The organism is Streptomyces sp. NPDC054956 (genome assembly GCF_053609185.1).
Genome location: NZ_JBSGXB010000156.1, coordinates 1 through 17,244, shown reverse-complemented (window position 1 = coordinate 17,244; position 17,244 = coordinate 1). Strand labels below are relative to the sequence as shown.

The following is a 17,244-nucleotide window of genomic DNA, read 5'->3' as shown; positions in this document are numbered from 1 at the left end:
GCGGCCGCGGCCGGGGAACGCCCCGTCCGCGCCCCGCGCGAAGGCGCCCCGGTGCGCCGCACCCGCCCGGCCGGCGAAGGCCCGGCCGACGCTACGGCCGCTGCCGCGGCTCCCGGCGCGGACGAGTCGGCCCCGGCACGCCCGGTCCGCCGCACCCGCTCGGTGACGGAGGGCTCGGCAAGCCAGGCGGCGCCCCCGGCCGAGACCGCCGCGACCCCGGCCGAGACCCCCGACGCGGCCCCGGCCGCGGACGAGTCGGCCCCGGCACGCCCGGTCCGCCGCACCCGCTCCGCGTCCGACGGTTCCGCGAGCCAGGCGGACGGGGCCGCGCCGCAGGCGCCGAAGCGGCCCGCACCCCGAAGCACGGACGCGCCCTGGCACGACCCGAAGCCCGCCTTCGACGAGCCGTCGACCGCTCCGGCTGAACCCGCTACCCCGGCGACCCCGGCCGAACCCGCCGCTCCCGCTGAGCCGGCGACCCCGGCCGAACCGGCTGCCCCCGCCGACCCCGCCGAGACCGACGGCGACCCGACCACAGACCCCACCGGAGGCACCGCGTGAACGACGTCCTCGACGTCGCCCTGCGGCTGATCGTCGTCTTCGCCGTCTTCCTCGTGCTCCCGCTCGTCATCGGGCAGACCGAGCACAAGGTGATGGCCCACATGCAGGGCCGCCTCGGCCCCATGTACGCCGGCGGCTTCCACGGCTGGGCCCAGCTCGTCGCCGACGGGGTCAAGTTCGCGCAGAAGGAAGACATCGTCCCGGCCAACGCCGACCGCCGCGTCTTCCAGCTCGCCCCCGCCGTCGCCCTCCTCCCGTACCTCCTGGTCCTCCTCGCCATCCCGATCGGGCCCGGCGAGGGCGCCGTCGGCCAGGTCATCGACGCCGGGCTCTTCTTCGCCCTCGCCGTCATGGGCATCGGAGTGCTCGGCTCGCTCATGGCCGGCTGGGCCTCCGCGAACAAGTTCTCCCTGCTCGGCGGCCTGCGCACCGCGGCCCAGCTGCTCGCCTACGAGCTCCCCATGCTGCTCGCCGCGGCCTCGGTGGCCATGGCCGCCGGGACGGTCTCCCTCCCCGGCATCGTCGGCGCCTTCGAGTGGTGGTGGCTGCCCTGGCAGATCGTCGGCGGGCTCGTCTTCTTCACCGCCGGCCTCGCCGAACTCCAGCGGCCCCCCTTCGACATGCCCGTCGCCGACTCCGAGATCATCTTCGGCGCGTACACCGAGTACACCGGCCTGCGCTTCGCGCTGTTCCTGCTCGCCGAGTACGCCGGCATCGTGGTCCTCTGCGCCCTGACCACCGTCCTCTTCCTGGGCGGCTGGCACGGCCCCTTCGGCGGCGAGGACTTCGGCTGGGCCTGGACCCTGATCAAGATCGCCGCGCTCTCCTTCGTGGTGATCTGGCTCCGCGTGAGCTACCCGCGACTGCGCGAGGACCAGCTGCAGAAGCTCGCCTGGACCGTACTCATCCCGCTCGCGCTCGCCCAGATCGCGCTCACCGGCATCGTGAAGGTGGCGATCCAGTAAATGCCTCCCATCCCCGGATCCGGCCTGGCCAAGGGCCTGGCCGTGACGCTGCGCACGATGACGAAGCGCTCGCACACCGCCCAGTACCCCGACGTGCAGCCCGAGCTCCCGCCGCGCTCGCGCGGGGTCATCGGCCTGTTCGAGGAGAACTGCACGGTCTGCATGCTGTGCGCGCGCGAGTGCCCCGACTGGTGCATCTACATCGACTCCCACAAGGAGACGGTGCCGGCCGCCGCCCCCGGCGGCCGTGAGCGCAGCCGCAACGTCCTCGACCGCTTCGCGATCGACTTCTCGCTCTGCATGTACTGCGGCATCTGCATCGAGGTGTGCCCCTTCGACGCGCTCTTCTGGTCGCCGGAGTTCGAGTACGCCGAGACCGACATCCACGAGCTCACCCACGAGCGCGACAAGCTGCGCGAGTGGATGTGGACCGTTCCGGCCCCGCCCGCCCTGGACCCGGGCGCCGAGGAACCCAAGGAAGTCGCGGCCGCCCGCAAGGCCGTGGAGAAGGCCGAGGTCGCGGCTGCCGCCGCCGCTGCGGCCGCTGCCGCGGCCGACGCCGAGCCGAACCCCGACAATCCGGCCCAGGCCCCGGCCCCGGAAGGAGACGCGTGATCACCGCAGCCGCCCAAGGCAACGGCTTCCTCTCCCCGACCGGCGTCGAGATCGCCTTCGTCCTCGTCGGCCTCGCCACCCTCGGCGCGGCAGCCGTCACCGTCACCACCAAGCAGCTCGTGCACGCCGCCCTGTGGCTGGTCGTCGCGCTCGGCGGGGTCGCCGTCGAGTACCTGCTGCTGACCGCCGAGTTCATCGCCTGGGTCCAGGTGCTGATCTACCTCGGTTCCGTGGTCGTCCTCCTCCTCTTCGGGCTGATGCTCACCAAGGCGCCCATCGGCCGCTCGCCGGACGCCGACTCCGGCAACCGCCCGGTCGCCCTCGGCGTCGCCCTCGTGGCCGCCGCCGCGCTCGTCTGGGTGGTCGTCGACGCCTTCCGCACCACCTGGATCGACCTCGACGGGCCCGCCCAGGGCTCCACCCAGGTCACCGGAGCGATCCTCTTCCAGCACTGGGTGCTGCCGTTCGAGGCGCTCTCCGTCCTCCTCCTCGCGGCCCTGATCGGCGCCATCGTGCTGTCCCGCAAGGACGCCCCCGCCGGGGCGACCCCGACCGGGACGACCCCGACCGGGACGACCGGAACCGCGAAGACCACCGGCGCCCCCGCCGCGGACAAGAAGGGGCAGAGCTGATGCACCTCGCCTACCCCGCCGTGCTGGCGGCGCTCCTCTTCTGCACGGGCCTGTACGGAGTGCTCGCCCGCCGCAACGCCATCCTGGTCCTGATGTCCGTCGAGCTGATGCTCAACGCCGTCAACCTCAACCTGGTGGCCTTCGACGTCTGGCTGCGCGACACCCTGCACGCCGGCCAGGCCCTCACCCTCTTCACCATCGCCATCGCCGCCGCCGAGATCGGCATCGGCCTCGCGATCGTGCTGATGGTGTACCGCAACCGGGGCACCGCGGACGTCGACAAGCTGCGCGACACCGCCGAGGGCCACGAGCCGGACAGCGCGACTGGAGCCGCCGCGTGACCACCCCGACCCTCGCCGTACTCGTCCCCCTCCTGCCCTTCCTGGGCGCGCTGGCGGGACTGCTGCTCGGCCGCACCGCCCCCGGCTTCGTCAGGCCGCTCGCGATCCTGCCGACGCTCGGCGCCGCCGTACTGGCCGTACTGGTCGCCCTCCGCCACGGCGGCGGCAAGGCGATCGACACGGCGACCGAGCTGACCCCGACCGGCTCCGTGCCGATCGAGCTCTCGCTCCACCTGGACGGCTTCGCCGTGCTGGTGGCCGTGCTGGTCGGCGTCGTCGCCACCTGCGTCCAGATCTACTCGACGGCGTACCTGCGCGAGGACCCGCGCTACCCGTCCTACGCCGCTCTGGTCTCACTGTTCACCTCCGCCATGCTGCTCGTCGTCTACTCCGGCGACCTGATGGTGCTGCTGGTCGGCTGGGAGATCATGGGCATCTGCTCGTACTTCCTGGTCGGGCACTACTGGGAGACCGAGGCGGCCCGCTCCGCCTCCCTGAAGGCCTTCCTCGTCACCAAGCTCGGCGACGTCCCCTTCCTGATCGGCCTGTTCGCGCTCGCCGCCGACGCCGGCTCCTTCCGGATCACCAAGATCCTGGGCACCGTCGCCGCGGGCGGGCTCGACCACCCGACGCTGATCGCTCTGCTCCTGCTCGCCGGAGTCGCGGGCAAGTCCGCGCAGTTCCCGCTGCACACCTGGCTCCCGGACGCCATGGCGGGCCCCACCCCGGTCTCCGCCCTGATCCACGCCGCGACGATGGTCGCCGCCGGTGTCTACTTCATCGCCCGGCTCCTCCCCGTCTTCGCGGCCTCCCGGGCCGCGCTGGTGGTCATGGCCGTCATGGCGGCCGTCACGATGGTCGGCTCCGCCCTCGCGGCCCTGGCCCAGGACGACATCAAGCGGGTGCTGGCCTACTCCACGATCGGCCAGCTCGGCTACATGACCGGGGCCCTGGCCGTCGGCGACCCCGCGGCCGCCGTCTTCCACCTCATGTCCCACGGCGCCTTCAAGGCGCTCCTGTTCCTCGGCGCCGGCGTGATCATCCACGCAGCCGGTACGAACTCCCTGGGCGCCATGTCCCGCATGGAAGGCCTGTCCCAGCGGATCCCCGACGCCTTCTGGACGATGACGATCGCGCTGCTCGCGCTCGCCGCCATCCCGCCCTTCGCCGGCTTCTTCTCCAAGGAAGCCGTCCTCGTCGCCGCCGAGCACACCGCCGGCGGCCACTCGGAGCTCGCACCGGGCGCGGCCGGCTGGGTGGTCCTGATCGCGGGCGTGCTGACCGCCCTGCTCACCGCCGCCTACGCCACCCGGCTGTGGCTGATGGCCTTCCGGGGCCGGGGCGCCGCGGCCCCCGACCACGGCAAGGAGCCCGTCGCCATGACCGGCGTGCTGTGGCTGCTGGCGATCCCGTCCGTCGGCTTCGGCCTGATGGCCGGCCCGCTCGCCGACTTCTTCGAAGGCAAGGAACTCACCCCGTCGCTGACGACCTCGGTCCTAGGCACGGGCGCCGCCATCGTCGGAGCCGCCCTCACCTACGCCCTGTGGCAGCGCGCCGAGGCCAGGGCGATCGCGGCTCCCGCCGCGGCCGTCCCCACCCCGGGCGCCGGCGGCAACGCGGCCGAGCGGCCCGCCGTCGTGGCTGCCGACGTGTCCGCCGCCACCGCGGCCGCCGAGTCCGCGGCCGAAGCACCCGAGGTCGGCGAGGTCACCCACGACCACCCCGCCGTCCCGGCGGGTCCCGCCGCCGACCCCGGCCGGGCCCTCCTGGGCCCCCTGCACCGGCACGCCGCCTCCGGCTTCCACCTCGACGCCGTCTACGACCGCCTCTTCGTGCGCCCCGTCCGAGCCGCCGCAGGCCTCGTACGCTTCCTCGACCGCGAGGTGGTGGACTCGTACGTCCGTGGCGCGGGCATCGGACCCCGGCTGCTCGGAGGCCTCGTACGCCGTGCCCAGACCGGCAACGTGCAGAGCTACCTGAGCGCCCTGCTCGCCGGCGCCGTGGTCCTGGCGATCGCCACCGCCGTCCTCGCCAACGTCAACGCCGGATCGTGAGCCGTGAGTCAGCCGTGATTGATATCAGCCCGTCCGTGATGCAGTTCCTTCTGGCGTTCGTCGTGGCCGCACCGCTCCTCGGCGCGGTCGCGGCCCTCCTGCCCGCCCCGCCCGGACTGAAGGGCAAGAGCCCCGACCAGGCCGTGCTGCGCCACGGCGTGACCGTCACCGGCGTCATCCTCGCCGCGGCGATCGCCCTCGCCGTGGGCTTCGACCACGACGCCCCGTCCCGTTTCCAGGCGACGACGGACATCAGCTGGATCCAGGCGCTGAACGTCCGCATCCACCTCGGCATCGACGGCATCTCGCTCCCCCTCCTCCTGATGACCGCACTGCTGTTCTTCCTGTGCGCGCTCTACAGCTACTTCAAGCTCCCCGCGGGCCCCTCCGCGAAGGCCTTCGTCGCGCTCCTCCTGGTCCTGGAGTCCGGCACCCTCGCGACCTTCGCCGTCCTCGACCTGCTGCTGTTCTTCCTGGCCTTCGAGATGGTCCTCATCCCGATGTACTTCCTCATCGCCCGCTGGGGTGGCGCCCAGCGTCAGGCCGCGGCCTGGAAGTTCATCCTCTACACGCTCCTCGGCTCCGTCGTCATGCTGCTCGGTCTGCTGCTGATCGGACTGAAAAGCGGCACTTTCGACATGGTGGCACTGGCCTCTGACAACGGCCGCGGACTGACCCGCACGACCCAGGTCCTGGCCGTCCTCGCCATCGGGATCGGCCTCGCCGTGAAGACCCCGATGTGGCCGCTGCACAGCTGGCTGCCCGACGCGCACACCGCCGCCCCCACCGTCGGCTCCGTCCTCCTCGCGGGCGTCCTGCTGAAGATGGGCACCTACGGGTTCGTGCGCATCCTGCTGCCCGTCACCCCCGACGGCATGGCCACCTTCGCTCCCTACCTGGGCGCGTTCGCCGCCGTCGGCATCGTCTACGGGTCCCTGGCCTGCCTCGCGCTGGCCCGCAAGGGCAACAAGGGCGACCTCAAGCGCCTCATCGCCTACTCCTCCGTGGGCCACATGGGCTTCGTCCTGCTCGGCATCGCCTCGATGACCCCCACCGGCGTCAACGGCGCGCTCTTCGCCAACATCGCCCACGGCCTGATCACCGGCCTCCTCTTCTTCCTCGTCGGCGCGCTCAAGGACCGCTACGGCACCGCGGACCTCGACACCCTCGCCGGAGCCACCGGCGCCGCCCTCTACGGCCGCGCCCCCCGCTTCGGCGCGCTCCTGGCCTTCGCCGCCGTCGCCTCCCTCGGCCTGCCCGGCCTGGCCGGCTTCTGGGGCGAGATGCTGGCCCTCTTCGGCGCGTTCGACCCCGCCGAAGGGCTCTCGCGGCCCGCGTTCCTCACCTACATGGCCGTCGGAGCGTTCGGCACCCTGCTCACCGCCGCCTATCTTCTGATCGTCGTACGGCGGGTGTGCATGGGCGACCCGAAGGCGGCGAGCGGCCGGCACACCGGCCCCGAGGCCCTCGCGGACATCCAGCGGTACGAGTTCGCCGCCTGGACCCCCCTCGTCGCCCTCACCGTCCTCGCCGGCCTGTGGCCCGCGGTCCTCCTCGGCCTCACCGACCCGGCCGTCCAGAAGCTCCTCGCGGGAGGCAACTCATGACGGCCCTTCACGCCGCGACCGTTCACGCCGCGACCGTTCAGGCCGCGCCCGTTCAGAGCATGGCCGCCGACGCCACCAGCGTGGTCCAGTCCGTCGACTGGCTCGCCATCGCGCCCGTCGTCATCACGGCCACCGTCGCCCTGATCGTGCTGGTCGCGGACCTCTTCGTACCCGAGCACCGCAAGCCGCTGCTCGGCTGGCTCTCCGTGGCCGGACTGGCCGCGGCGACCGCCACCCTGCTGCCGCTGCGCGCGGGCGACCGCGCCACCTTCTGCCTCACCGGCACGGCGGCGGGCACGGGCACCGGCATCGCCGACCCCGGCGCGTGCAGCTACGCCGCCGACCACTTCGCGCTCGTCGTCCAGTTCCTCGTACTGGGCGGCGCCCTGATCACCGCCCTGCTGTCGGTCAGCACCGTCCGCGAGGCGCGCATGCCGGCCGGCGAGTACTGGTTCCTGCTGCTCTCCTCCGCCGCCGGCGCGGCCCTGCTGCCCGCCTCACGCGACCTCGCGACCCTGATCGTCGCCCTCGAAGTCGCCTCGCTGCCCGCGTTCGCCCTCGTCGGCATGCGCCGCGGCGACCGGCTCTCCTCCGAGGCCGCCCTCAAGTTCTTCCTCTCCTCCGTCACCGCGACCGCCGTATCGCTGATGGGCGTGAGCTTCGTCTACGCCGCCACCGGCTCCCTGCACCTCGCGCGCGTCGCGCAGGGGCTCGAACACGTCCCCGGACAGCTCGACACCCTCGCCATGGCCGGCGTCGCGCTCACCCTCGTCGGCTTCGCCTTCAAGACGGCCGCCGTCCCCTTCCACTTCTGGGTCCCGGACACCTACGTCGGCGCGCCGCTGCCCGTCGCCGGATACCTGTCGGTCATCGGCAAGGCGGTCGGATTCACCGGCCTCATCCTCGTCACGGTGATCGCGTTCCCCGCGTACTCCGACGTCTGGGGCCCGGCCCTCGCCGTCCTCGCCGCGCTCACCATGACGCTCGGCAACGCGGCCGCCCTGCGGCAGTCCGCCGACCGGCCGGGCGGTGCCGTACGGCTGCTCGCCTGGTCCTCGGTCGGCCAGGCCGGCTACCTGCTGGTCCCGATCGCCGCCGCCGCGTACGCCGGCCGCGACCAGATCGGCTCCACCGTCGCGTACGCGCTCATGTACGCCGCCGTGAACCTCGGCGCCTTCGCCGTGGCCGCCCTGGTGGCCCGTACGAAGCCCCTGCACCGGCTCTCCGACTACCGGGGTCTGTACGCCGAGCGCCCGCTCGCCGCCCTCTCGCTGGCCTTCTTCCTGCTCTGCCTGGCCGGTCTGCCGCCGGGCATCATCGGACTCTTCGCGAAGGTCACCGTCTTCCGGTCGGCGGTCGACGCCGGGCTCGGCTGGCTCGCCGTGGTCATGGCCGTCAACGTCGTGGTCGCGCTGTACTACTACCTGCGCTGGACGGCCCTGCTCTTCCGCACCACCGAGGGGGAGGCCGGCGAGGAAGGCGCGCAGGCCCGTACGAGGACGCCCTGGCCGGTCACCGCGGCCGTCGTGCTCACCGCCGCCACCGCCCTGGTCCTCTCGGGAGCCCCGCAGCTGGTCCTGCGCTTCGCCACGGGCAGCCTGTTCGCGCTGTAGGCCGTACGTGCATCACCCGTACGGCCCAACAGGCGCGGCCGCCCCACGGCCCGGGCCGGCGGGGCGGCGGGGCGGGGGCGCACCGGGAACCTGAGGTCCTCACCTGGCGTTGACCAGGAAGGGAGGGTCCACTGGACCGTAGGCCCCTGCGATCCACAGATCCTGGACGGGTCCCCCTGCCGCACCACTTGGAGGGCGTACCGTGCACCGCCGGCACAACGGGCTGAAGACCGCCGTACTCCTCGGCGGTCTGTCGGCACTCATCATCGTCATCGGAAGCTTCTTCGGCCGGGGCGGCCTGATAGTCGCCGTCCTCGTCGCCCTGGGCACGAACGCGTACGCGTACTGGAACAGCGACAAGCTGGCTCTACGCGCGATGCGCGCCCGCCCCGTCAGCGAGTTCGAGGCACCCGAGCTCTACCGCATGGTGCGCGAGCTCTCCACGTCCGCGCGCCAGCCCATGCCACGGCTCTACATCTCCCCGACCGAGGCCCCCAACGCCTTCGCCACCGGCCGCAACCCGCGCAACGCCGCGGTCTGCTGCACGGAGGGCATCCTGAGGATCCTCGACGAGCGCGAGCTGCGCGGGGTCATCGGCCACGAGCTGAGCCACGTCTACAACCGCGACATCCTCATCTCCTCGGTCGCCGGCGCCCTCGCCTCCGTGATCATGTTCCTGGTGAACTTCGCCTGGCTGATCCCGATCGGGCGCTCCAACGACGACGAGGGCCCCGGCCTCTTCGGCATGCTGCTGATCATGCTCTTGGGCCCGCTGGCGGCCTCCGTGATCCAGCTCGCCATCAGCCGCTCGCGCGAGTACGAGGCGGACGCCTCCGGAGCCCAGCTCACCGGTGACCCGCTCGCCCTCGCGAGCGCCCTGCGCAAACTGGACGCCGGCACCAAGCAGCTCCCGCTGCCGCCCGAGCCCCGGCTGGAGACGGCGAGCCACATGATGATCGCCAATCCCTTCCGCCCCGGCGAGGGACTGTCCAAGATGTTCTCCACACACCCTCCGATGGCCGAGCGCATCGCCCGGCTCGAACAGATGGCAGGCCGAAGTCTGTGAAGACCATCCTCAACCTCATTTGGCTCGTGCTCAGCGGGATCTGGCTGTTCCTCGGCTACTGTCTCGCCGGCGCGATCCTCTGCATCACGATCATCGGAATCCCCTTCGGCATCGCCGCCTTCCGGATCGCCGTCTACGCCCTGTGGCCCTTCGGCTACACCACCGTCGAGCGGCGTGACGCGGGCACCGCGTCCTTCGTCGGCAACGTGCTGTGGCTGGTCCTCGCGGGCTGGTGGCTGGCCCTCGGCCACATCGTCACCGGCATCGCCCTGTGCCTGACGATCATCGGCATCCCGTTCGGCATCGCGAACTTCAAGATGGTTCCGCTCTCCCTGCTCCCGCTCGGCCGCGAGATCGTCCCGACGGACGCGCCCTTCGCCTCGCGCTAAGGTCCCGGGGTGCGGCCGGGCGCCGCGGCGGACGGCCTGCGGGCCGGGCCGCCGGTGCCGGCGGGCGGCCGGCGCGGGCGAGCGCACGCGCACAGGGCACGAGCGACGGGCAGGGAACCACCGATGCCGACCGATCCCTCCACGACCCCGCCGGCCGAGCCGGCCCCGGGCCCCGCCCGCTTGGTCCCCGAACTCTCCGTCGTCGTCCCGATGTACGACGAGGAGGACGCGCTCCCGGCCCTGGTGGCCAGGCTGCGCCCCGTGCTCGACGGCCTGGGCGTCGGCTACGAGGTCGTCGCCGTCGACGACGGCAGCGGGGACCGCACAGCAGAGCTGCTGGCCGGGTTCCGGTCCGGGTGGCCCGAGCTGCGGGTGCTGCGGCTGCGCGGGAACTCCGGCCACCAGGCCGCCCTCAGGGCCGGCCTGCACGGCGCGGCGGGGGCCTACGTCGCCAGCATCGACGCGGACCTCCAGGACCCGCCGGAGAAGATCCCGGAGATGTTCGCCCTGGCACGCGCGCAGGGCCTCGACATCGTCTACGGCGTCCGGGACGACCGGAGCACCGACACCGGGTTCAAGCGGCGTACCGCGGGCGCCTACTACTGGCTCGTGCGCCGCCTGGTCGGCAAGCAGGTGCCCGCGCAGGCCGGCGACTTCCGGCTGCTGAGCCGCGCGGCCGTCGAAGCGGTCAAGTCCATGCCCGACCAGCACCAGGTGTACCGCCTGCTGGTCCCGTGGCTCGGCTTCCCGAGCGGCCGGGTCTCCTACCGGCGCGAGGAGCGGGTGGCGGGCCGGACCAAGTACCCGCTGAACAGGATGGTCCGGCTCGGCGTCGACAGCATCGTCAGCTTCTCCGCCGCACCGCTGCGCCTGGCGACCTGGCTGGGCGCGGCCGGCTTCTTCGGCTGCCTCCTGCTGGTGGCGGCCACCCTGGTGATCCACCTGGCCGGCCGGACCGTGCCCGGCTGGACCTCGCTGTTCATCGTGATGCTGTTCCTCGGCGCGGTGCAGCTGATCTGCCTCGGCCTGCTCGGCGAGTACATCGGCCGCATCTACACGGCCGTACAGCGGCGGCCCACGTACTTCGTCGGGTACGACTCGGCGAACGGGGACTCGGGGCACTCGGCGAACGGGGGCTCGAGGGGCGGGGATCCGGCGCGCGGGGCGGACCGGGAAGGCGGCTGAAATCGCAGGTCAGGGCGATTGTCAGTGGGGGGTGTCACTGTGTGTGCATGGATGAGACCGAGCAGTTGCTGAAGCAAGTCGCCGGACGCGCACGCAGCTCCCACCAGGGGCGGCTCGCGGCGGCGGAGACCCTGACCGCACCCCTTCCTGCACCCCTTGCGGAGCCCCTGGACACCGCGGGCCTGCGCCGGGCCGAAGCCGCGTTGGGCTTCGCCCTGCCCCCGCTCCTGGCGGCCCTCTACACCCGGGTCGCGGACGGCGGCTTCGGCCCCGAGCGGGGCCTGCTGCCGCTGGAGAGGGCCGTCGCCGAGTACGGCTCGATGCGCCGGTCGGCGTGGCGGTGGCCCGAGGGCGTGCTGCCGATAGCCGACTTCGGCTGCTCCATCCAGGCCTGCGTGGACTGCCGCTCCGACTCGGCCCAAGTCCTGTTGTTCGAACCGAACTCGGGCGATCCCGACTTCGCCTGGTTCCTCGAATCACCCGGCCTCGCCGACTGGCTGCGCGGCTGGCTCGACGGCACCGCCTGGTTCAGCGAGGAGTCGGGAGCGGGGGAGGAGTGGGACCTGGAGCTGACCCCCTGGGCCGACTTCAGATCCCGGGTGTGAGCCGCCGCCGCAGGCCGTACGCCGCCGCGCCCAGCGCCAGCACGGCGGCCCCCGCGACCGTCGACGCGGCGGGCAGCGCGCAGGCCAGCACCACACAACCGGACAGCCCCACCGCTGCCACGGCCCGGTCCTTGACACCTGAATCGAGAGTCCACGCGGAGGCGTTCGCGATCGCGTAGTAGGCCAGCACGCCGAAGGAAGAGAAACCGATCGCGCCCCGCAGATCGGTGGTGGCCGCGAGCACCGCCACCACCGTGCCCACCGCCAGCTCGGCGTGGTGCGGCACCTGATGCCGGGGATGTACGGCGGCCAGCGCGCGCGGGAGATGGCCGTCCCGGGCCATCGCCAGGGTCGTCCGCGAAACCCCGAGCACGAGGGCCAGCAACGAGCCCAGAGCGGCCAGAGCCGCCCCCACCCGGACGACGGGAGTCAGCCCGGACCACCCGGCCGCGCGCACGGCGTCGGCCAGCGGCGCCGCCGACCGGGCCAGACCGTCCTCGCCGAGCACCGACAGCGCCGCCACCGCGACCGCGGCGTACACGAGCAGGGCGATCCCCAGGGCGAGCGGCACCGCCCGCGGGATCGTGCGCTCCGGATCACGGACCTCCTCACCCAGGGTCGTGATCCGGGCGTAGCCGGCGAAGGCGAAGAACAGCAGTCCGGCGCCCTGCAGCAGGCCGGCCGCGCCCCAGTCCGCGCCGCCGAGCCGGTCCGCGTCGGACGCGCCGGAGGACAGGCAGGCCACGACCACCCCGGCCAGCACGGCCAGTACCGCCGCCACGATCACCCGGGCGATCCGGGCCGACTTCTGGACCCCGCCGTAGCTCGCGGCGGTCAGGGCCACCACCGCCGCCACGGCCACGGCACGCTGCTGCCCGGGCCACGCGTACGCCCCGACGGTCAGGGCCATCGCCGCGCAGGAGGCGGTCTTGCCGACGACGAAGCCCCACCCGGCCAGATATCCCCAGAAGGGCCCGAGCCGCTCGCGCCCGTACACGTAGGTGCCGCCCGAGGAGGGGTAACGGGCGGCCAGCCGCGCCGAGGAGTGCGCGTTGCAGTAGGCCACCAGGGCGGCCAGCGCGAGGGCCGCGAGGAGCGCGCCGTCGGCCGCGCGCGCCGCCGGGGCGAGTGCGGCGAAGATCCCGGCCCCGATCATGGCGCCGAGCCCGACGACGACCGCGTCGGAGACGCCCAGGGTGCGCTTCAGCTCGTTGTTCACGGGCGGAGGGTAGCCGGGCTAGATGACGCCCTCCCGGCCGGGGAGCGGCGTGCGGGCACGCTCCCAGCCGTCGAGCGCCGTCAGGCAGGCGTGGTCGAGGTGGCGCAGCCCGCTCAGGTCGAGTCGCACGGCGCGCCCGTGCGGCAGCGCGTCCAGCTCGTCGAGCAGTTTGGGCAGGCGCAGGAAGCTGGCGTTGCCCAGGATCCGCACGCGCAGCTCCTCGCCCTCCCACACCTGCTCGACGTGCACGTGGGAGGTCTCCCAGGCCGCCTTGGCGATGGCGATCCCCAGCCCGGCGAGCACGCCCTCGAAGAGGTTCGTGGTCACGATCGCGCAGGCCGTCGCCACGAGCACGACCGCCTCGCCCCGGTGCGTGCGCCACAGCGCGGCCACGGCCCTGGCCGGCAGCAGCTTCCAGCCGGCGTGCAGCAGCACCCCGGCGAGCGCGGCGAGCGGGACCGCCTCCAGCAGCCCGGGGACGGCCACGGCGAACAGCAGCAGCCAGCCGCCGTGCAGGACCCTGGAGGCCCGAGTGCGGGCTCCGGCCTCGACGTTGGCGGCGCTGCGGACGATGACGGCGGTCATCGGCAGCGCTCCGAGCAGTCCGCACAGGGTGTTGCCGACGCCCTGCGCGACCAGTTCGCGGTCGTACTCGGTCGGGGGCCCGTCGTGCATCCGGTCCACGGCGGCCGCGCTGAACAGCGTCTCGGCGGAGGCGATCAGCGCGAGCGCGACCACGGTTCCGAGGGCTCCCGCGGAGGCCAGCACCTCGAAGTCCCCCCAGCCGGGCGGAGTCACGGCCTCCAGGACGCCCGTCACCCGGACCCGCTCCACGGGCAGCCGCAGCACCGTCGCCGCGGCGGTCGCGGCCGCCACCCCGACGAGCGCCCCCGGCACCAGCCGCAGCCGGTCCGGCATCCGCCGCCAGAGGACCAGGACCGCGACGGTCCCGGCCCCGAGCGCCACGGCGGTCCAGTCGGCCCGCAGGCCGAGCGCGGCCGCCCCGGCGAACTTCTCGAGGGTCCCCGCGGGAGCCCGCACCTCGGCCAGGGCGTACAACTGGCCCGCGATCAGCACGAGTCCGATCCCGGCGAGCATTCCGTGCACGACGGACACGGAGATCGCCCGGAACCACCGCCCGAGCCGCAGCGCGCCCATGCACAGCTGCACCAGCCCGGCGGCGAGGACGAGCACGCCGAGCGCGGGCAGCCCGTACGTCCGCACGGCCTCGTAGACGAGCACGGTGAGCCCGGCGGCCGGCCCGCTCACCTGGAGCGAGCTGCCCGGGAACCAACCGGTGACCAGCCCGCCCACCACCCCGGTGACGATTCCCAGCTCGGCCGGGACCCCGGAGGCCACGGCCACCCCGACACAGAGCGGTAGCGCCACCAGGGCGACGACGACGGACGCCCCGAAGTCCTCGCGAAACGTGCCGGCCCCAGGCATGCGGGAACCCCCCTGTCACTGCGGTGATGGACACCCCTCAGCGTGGTGGGCGCACTCCCCGTCACCCAAGTGCCCACGGGAAGCGCCACGGGCGCGTACGCCTCTCACGCCCGGCACATGCCACCCGGGCGCCGGGCCGGGGCAGGGGCCCGGCGAGGTCCGCTGCGCGGAGGGGAGCCCGGTGGGGACGCCCTCCGGGCGGCCAGTAGGCTCCGCCTGCTCGAATCGCTCTCGCCCGCTGGGGACAACCCCGGGCGTCATGAAAGAGGCACCATGGCGTCAGCCTCCGCCCCCTCCGCCCAGGAGCAGATACCGGACGCGGTCGCGTCCCTCGCCGCAGCCCAAGGGCTCGGACGCCTGAGGGAGACGTTCCCGCCGAAACGCCTTGGCGCCTGGCGGATGGCCGGGCTGATCCTGTTCGCGATCCTCGGCCTGGCGTGCTTCGTCCTGCCCGGCCTGGTGTTCGTCTGGATCCTCGCGCAGAGTCCCAATCTCTCCCGCAAGCAGGCGGCGAAGCGCATCCACCTGTTCGAGGAAGGCCTGGTCGTCTCCGATGCCACCGGTCCGGTCAGCGGCTTCCGCTGGGACTCGATGACGGTGCTGCAGGAGATCACCCAGCGGTACGCCAACGGCATCTACGTGGGAACCACGTATCTGTACACGCTGTTCAAGCAGGACGGCTCCAAGCTCAAGCTGACCAACTTCTACGCCGACCCGGAGCGTTGGGGCAGGGAGATCCAGCGCGAGATCACCCGGACCCAGCTGCCGGGCGTGATGACCGCGCTGGAGCAGGGCGCGACCCTGCACTTCGGCGACATCTCGGTGACCTCGGGCGGGATCGCCACCGCCAAGCGCGGCGGCGTGCACTGGGGTGAGATCCAGAAGATCGAGGTCAAGGACGGGGTCGTCTTCGTGGCGAAGGCGGGGAAGCTGCTGTCGTGGTCGAACACCCGCGTCGCGAAGATCCCCAACTTCTTCCTGTTCCTGACCGTCGTCGACCAGCTCGGCGGCGGCCACCGCCACGCCGGCGGCTGACCGGCCCCGGTCGCGGGAACGCGAAGGGGGCACCCGCCGAGACGTTCCTCGGCGACGTGCCCCCGTCGTCACCCGCGTGCGCGCGGGTCGCGGACCTCAGGTCAGCGGTAGTTCACGAACTGGATCGCGAAGTCCAGGTCCTTGCCCTTGAGGAGGGCCTGGACGGTCTGGAGGTCGTCGCGGCTCTTGGAGCTGACGCGCAGCTCGTCGCCCTGGACCTGGGCCTTGACGGCCTTGGGGCCCTCGTCCCGGATGATCTTCGCGACCTTCTTGGCGTTCTCCTGGGAGATGCCTTCCTCGATCGTGGCGAAGATCTTGTACTCCTTGCCGGACAGCTGCGGCTCACCGGCGTCGAGCGCCTTGAGGGAGATCCCGCGCTTGACCAGCTTGGTCTCGAAGACGTCCAGGATCGCCTTGACGCGCTCCTCGGAGTTCGCCTCCATCAGGATCTTCTCGCCCGACCAGGCGATCGAGGCGCCGGTGCCCTTGAAGTCGTAGCGCTGCGAGAGCTCCTTGGCGGCCTGGTTGAGGGCGTTGTCGACCTCCTGCCGCTCGACCTTCGAGACGATGTCGAAACTGGAGTCGGCCATGTGCTGTGGCTCCTTGAAGTCGTTTGTGATCGCCCCGGAGGGCGCGGCGGGACATCCCCGGCCCGCTCCGCAAAGCCTAGCCACCACGCGCGCGTGCGGCGCTGATCAATCCGGTGGCGAAGCACCCCCTGCCATCGGGTATTGTTTACGTCGTTGCCACGGAGCGCCGCCGAAAGGCGGAAAGATGGCAGCGAACATGGCGGTGTGCCCGAGTGGCCAAAGGGAGCAGACTGTAAATCTGCCGGCTCAGCCTACCCAGGTTCGAACCCTGGCGCCGCCACGCGAGTGAGACCCCCGTTCATTGCGGAAACGCAGTGAACGGGGGTTTTCTCGTATGCCATGTCAGGGAGTGACCGGGGAAACCGGTGGGCCCCGGCGGGCGCGGAGGGCTACCGCACCCTCGCGGAGATCGCCCGCGCTGAACACCGGCGGTACGAGCCGGGAGCGGCCCATCGGGCGCTGTCCGCTTGGCGCGCGATGGCGTACCGGCGGGGACCGTGGGTGATCCACCCGGACCGGTATCGCGACTGCCCCTGCTGCGAACCCCCCTGGGGCGACGACCGGGAGGCGCTGGAGGTGCTCTGCCACCTGCTGACCCGCCGGGCCGCGCGGGAGCTGCGGGCCGTGCTCGCGCCGCTCGACGCCCGGTTCCTCGCCCGCACGCTGGCCGACCCGTACGCCCCCGCGGGGGACCCGTGGTGGCGGCGGAGGCTGGAAACCGAGTGACCCCTTCCGGCGGATCTGGCGTGCCGATGGAGAGGGTTGGTCGTTCATCGGGGGTGAAATTTACTTCTGAGACGCGCGGGAAGGCCGGTGGCGGGGTGCTCCTCGCCCTGCTCGGGGCCGGGATCCCGGCCCTGGTCGGGGCGGCGCTGCACACCCATGTGGGGGAGCCCTACCAGGAGACCCGGCTCTACTTCGGCACCGAGCGGCCCGGTGGCCGGCCGCCGGTCGGGGAGCGGGAGTTCACCGGCTTCGTCGACCGGGAGATCACCCCCGCCTTCCCCGAGGGGCTGACCGTTCAGGACGGGCACGGCCAGTGGCGGGGGCGGGACGGCGGGATCGTCCGCGAAGTCTCCTACGAGGTGGTGCTGCTCTATCCGGAGAAGGAGGCCGACGAGCGCGGGGAGCTCGTCGAGCGGATCCGCCGGGCGTACGAGGAGCGGTTCCAGCAGGACTCGGTCGGGCGGTCCGACGATCAGGTGACCGCCGAGTTCTGATCCCCGGATCCCCGGATCCCCGGATCCCCGGATCCCCGGATCCCCGGATCCCCGGATCCCCGGATCCCCGGATCCCCGGATCCCCGGATCCCCGGATCCCC

Annotated in this window: 17 protein-coding genes, 1 tRNA gene and 1 pseudogene; 16 read left to right on the top strand and 3 right to left on the bottom strand. The window is 72.7% G+C overall.

Annotated features, from left to right (window positions below):
* The 12 genes and pseudogenes from ACWGDE_RS23155 to ACWGDE_RS23100 all read left to right on the top strand — a co-directional run.
* Nucleotides 1–561, top strand: a pseudogene (locus ACWGDE_RS23155) (NADH-quinone oxidoreductase subunit C); the annotation flags it as partial.
* Nucleotides 558–1,526 carry a complex I subunit 1/NuoH family protein gene (locus ACWGDE_RS23150; RefSeq protein WP_453390907.1) on the top strand — a complete coding sequence of 323 codons (969 nt, stop codon included), beginning with the start codon at nucleotides 558–560 and terminating at the stop codon, nucleotides 1,524–1,526. The pseudogene ACWGDE_RS23155 and the gene ACWGDE_RS23150, both read left to right, overlap by 4 nt.
* Nucleotides 1,527–2,141, top strand: coding sequence for a NuoI/complex I 23 kDa subunit family protein (locus tag ACWGDE_RS23145; RefSeq protein ID WP_453390906.1), 615 nt, complete (start codon nucleotides 1,527–1,529; stop codon nucleotides 2,139–2,141). It begins immediately after the preceding gene.
* Nucleotides 2,138–2,773, top strand: coding sequence for an NADH-quinone oxidoreductase subunit J family protein (locus ACWGDE_RS23140; RefSeq protein ID WP_453390905.1), 636 nt, complete (start codon nucleotides 2,138–2,140; stop codon nucleotides 2,771–2,773). The genes ACWGDE_RS23145 and ACWGDE_RS23140 overlap by 4 nt, the downstream gene beginning before the upstream one ends.
* On the top strand, nucleotides 2,773–3,114 hold the full coding sequence (gene nuoK, locus ACWGDE_RS23135) for an NADH-quinone oxidoreductase subunit NuoK (RefSeq protein WP_214946908.1): 342 nt from the start codon (nucleotides 2,773–2,775) through the stop codon (nucleotides 3,112–3,114). The genes ACWGDE_RS23140 and nuoK overlap by 1 nt, the downstream gene beginning before the upstream one ends.
* Nucleotides 3,111–5,168 (top strand): NADH-quinone oxidoreductase subunit 5 family protein, encoded by a 2,058-nt coding sequence (locus ACWGDE_RS23130; protein ID WP_453390904.1) that lies wholly within the window; start codon nucleotides 3,111–3,113, stop codon nucleotides 5,166–5,168. Before nuoK ends, ACWGDE_RS23130 begins: the two co-directional genes overlap by 4 nt.
* 38 nt (nucleotides 5,169–5,206) lie before the next feature.
* Nucleotides 5,207–6,775, top strand: coding sequence for a complex I subunit 4 family protein (locus ACWGDE_RS23125; RefSeq protein ID WP_453390910.1), 1,569 nt, complete (start codon nucleotides 5,207–5,209; stop codon nucleotides 6,773–6,775).
* A gap of 59 nt (nucleotides 6,776–6,834) precedes the next feature.
* Nucleotides 6,835–8,388: an NADH-quinone oxidoreductase subunit N gene (locus ACWGDE_RS23120; protein WP_453390909.1), complete on the top strand. Its 1,554-nt coding sequence runs from the start codon at nucleotides 6,835–6,837 to the stop codon at nucleotides 8,386–8,388.
* A 202-nt stretch (nucleotides 8,389–8,590) separates the two neighbouring features.
* Entirely contained in the window at nucleotides 8,591–9,454 is an 864-nt protein-coding gene (gene htpX, locus ACWGDE_RS23115) for a zinc metalloprotease HtpX (RefSeq protein ID WP_453390903.1), read from the top strand.
* Nucleotides 9,451–9,843, top strand: a complete 393-nt coding sequence (locus ACWGDE_RS23110) for a YccF domain-containing protein (protein ID WP_453390902.1) — start codon at nucleotides 9,451–9,453, stop codon at nucleotides 9,841–9,843. Before htpX ends, ACWGDE_RS23110 begins: the two co-directional genes overlap by 4 nt.
* 210 nt (nucleotides 9,844–10,053) lie before the next feature.
* The gene (locus tag ACWGDE_RS23105) at nucleotides 10,054–11,028 is read left to right on the top strand and encodes a glycosyltransferase family 2 protein (RefSeq protein WP_453390908.1); all 975 of its coding nucleotides are present in this window, start codon (nucleotides 10,054–10,056) and stop codon (nucleotides 11,026–11,028) included.
* A 47-nt stretch (nucleotides 11,029–11,075) separates the two neighbouring features.
* Entirely contained in the window at nucleotides 11,076–11,633 is a 558-nt protein-coding gene (locus ACWGDE_RS23100; protein ID WP_453390901.1) for an SMI1/KNR4 family protein, read from the top strand.
* Here ACWGDE_RS23100 and ACWGDE_RS23095 read toward each other — a convergent pair.
* Nucleotides 11,617–12,852, bottom strand: a complete 1,236-nt coding sequence (locus ACWGDE_RS23095) for an APC family permease (protein WP_453390900.1) — start codon at nucleotides 12,850–12,852, stop codon at nucleotides 11,617–11,619. The two genes, ACWGDE_RS23100 and ACWGDE_RS23095, sit on opposite strands and share 17 nt — an antisense overlap.
* Before the next feature lie 18 nt (nucleotides 12,853–12,870).
* Nucleotides 12,871–14,298: a SulP family inorganic anion transporter gene (locus ACWGDE_RS23090; protein ID WP_453390899.1), complete on the bottom strand. Its 1,428-nt coding sequence runs from the start codon at nucleotides 14,296–14,298 to the stop codon at nucleotides 12,871–12,873.
* A 273-nt stretch (nucleotides 14,299–14,571) separates the two neighbouring features.
* On the opposite strand from ACWGDE_RS23090, the gene ACWGDE_RS23085 reads away from it, so the two are divergent.
* Complete coding sequence (locus ACWGDE_RS23085; protein ID WP_453390898.1) at nucleotides 14,572–15,333, top strand: DUF6585 family protein; 762 nt, start codon at nucleotides 14,572–14,574, stop codon at nucleotides 15,331–15,333.
* Between the two features lie 101 nt (nucleotides 15,334–15,434).
* On the opposite strand, the gene ACWGDE_RS23080 is transcribed toward ACWGDE_RS23085, so the two are convergent.
* Complete coding sequence (locus ACWGDE_RS23080; RefSeq protein WP_453390897.1) at nucleotides 15,435–15,923, bottom strand: YajQ family cyclic di-GMP-binding protein; 489 nt, start codon at nucleotides 15,921–15,923, stop codon at nucleotides 15,435–15,437.
* Nucleotides 15,924–16,121: 198 nt separating this feature from the next.
* Here ACWGDE_RS23080 and ACWGDE_RS23075 point away from each other — a divergent pair.
* The 3 genes from ACWGDE_RS23075 to ACWGDE_RS23065 all read left to right on the top strand — a co-directional run bounded on the left by ACWGDE_RS23075 (nucleotide 16,122) and on the right by ACWGDE_RS23065 (nucleotide 17,143).
* Nucleotides 16,122–16,203: transfer RNA gene (locus ACWGDE_RS23075), tRNA-Tyr, on the top strand.
* Between the two features lie 59 nt (nucleotides 16,204–16,262).
* Nucleotides 16,263–16,649: a hypothetical protein gene (locus tag ACWGDE_RS23070; protein ID WP_453390896.1), complete on the top strand. Its 387-nt coding sequence runs from the start codon at nucleotides 16,263–16,265 to the stop codon at nucleotides 16,647–16,649.
* 53 nt (nucleotides 16,650–16,702) lie between these two features.
* Nucleotides 16,703–17,143: a DUF3574 domain-containing protein gene (locus ACWGDE_RS23065; RefSeq protein ID WP_453390895.1), complete on the top strand. Its 441-nt coding sequence runs from the start codon at nucleotides 16,703–16,705 to the stop codon at nucleotides 17,141–17,143.
* Nucleotides 17,144–17,244: the final 101 nt, after the last annotated feature.

Excerpts from the sequence above, each read along its gene's own strand:
- ACWGDE_RS23125 (WP_453390910.1), top strand. The coding sequence starts at position 5,207 with ATGCAGTTCCTTCTGGCGTTCGTCGTGGCCGCACCGCTCCTCGGCGCG.
- ACWGDE_RS23090 (WP_453390899.1), bottom strand. The coding sequence starts at position 14,298 with ATGCCTGGGGCCGGCACGTTTCGCGAGGACTTCGGGGCGTCCGTCGTC.
- ACWGDE_RS23100 (WP_453390901.1), top strand. The coding sequence starts at position 11,076 with ATGGATGAGACCGAGCAGTTGCTGAAGCAAGTCGCCGGACGCGCACGC.
- ACWGDE_RS23105 (WP_453390908.1), top strand. The coding sequence starts at position 10,054 with ATGTACGACGAGGAGGACGCGCTCCCGGCCCTGGTGGCCAGGCTGCGC.
- ACWGDE_RS23120 (WP_453390909.1), top strand. The coding sequence starts at position 6,835 with ATGGCCGCCGACGCCACCAGCGTGGTCCAGTCCGTCGACTGGCTCGCC.
- nuoK (WP_214946908.1), top strand. The coding sequence starts at position 2,773 with ATGCACCTCGCCTACCCCGCCGTGCTGGCGGCGCTCCTCTTCTGCACG.
- ACWGDE_RS23145 (WP_453390906.1), top strand. The coding sequence starts at position 1,527 with ATGCCTCCCATCCCCGGATCCGGCCTGGCCAAGGGCCTGGCCGTGACG.
- ACWGDE_RS23085 (WP_453390898.1), top strand. The coding sequence starts at position 14,572 with ATGGCGTCAGCCTCCGCCCCCTCCGCCCAGGAGCAGATACCGGACGCG.
- ACWGDE_RS23070 (WP_453390896.1), top strand. The coding sequence starts at position 16,263 with ATGTCAGGGAGTGACCGGGGAAACCGGTGGGCCCCGGCGGGCGCGGAG.
- ACWGDE_RS23080 (WP_453390897.1), bottom strand. The coding sequence starts at position 15,923 with ATGGCCGACTCCAGTTTCGACATCGTCTCGAAGGTCGAGCGGCAGGAG.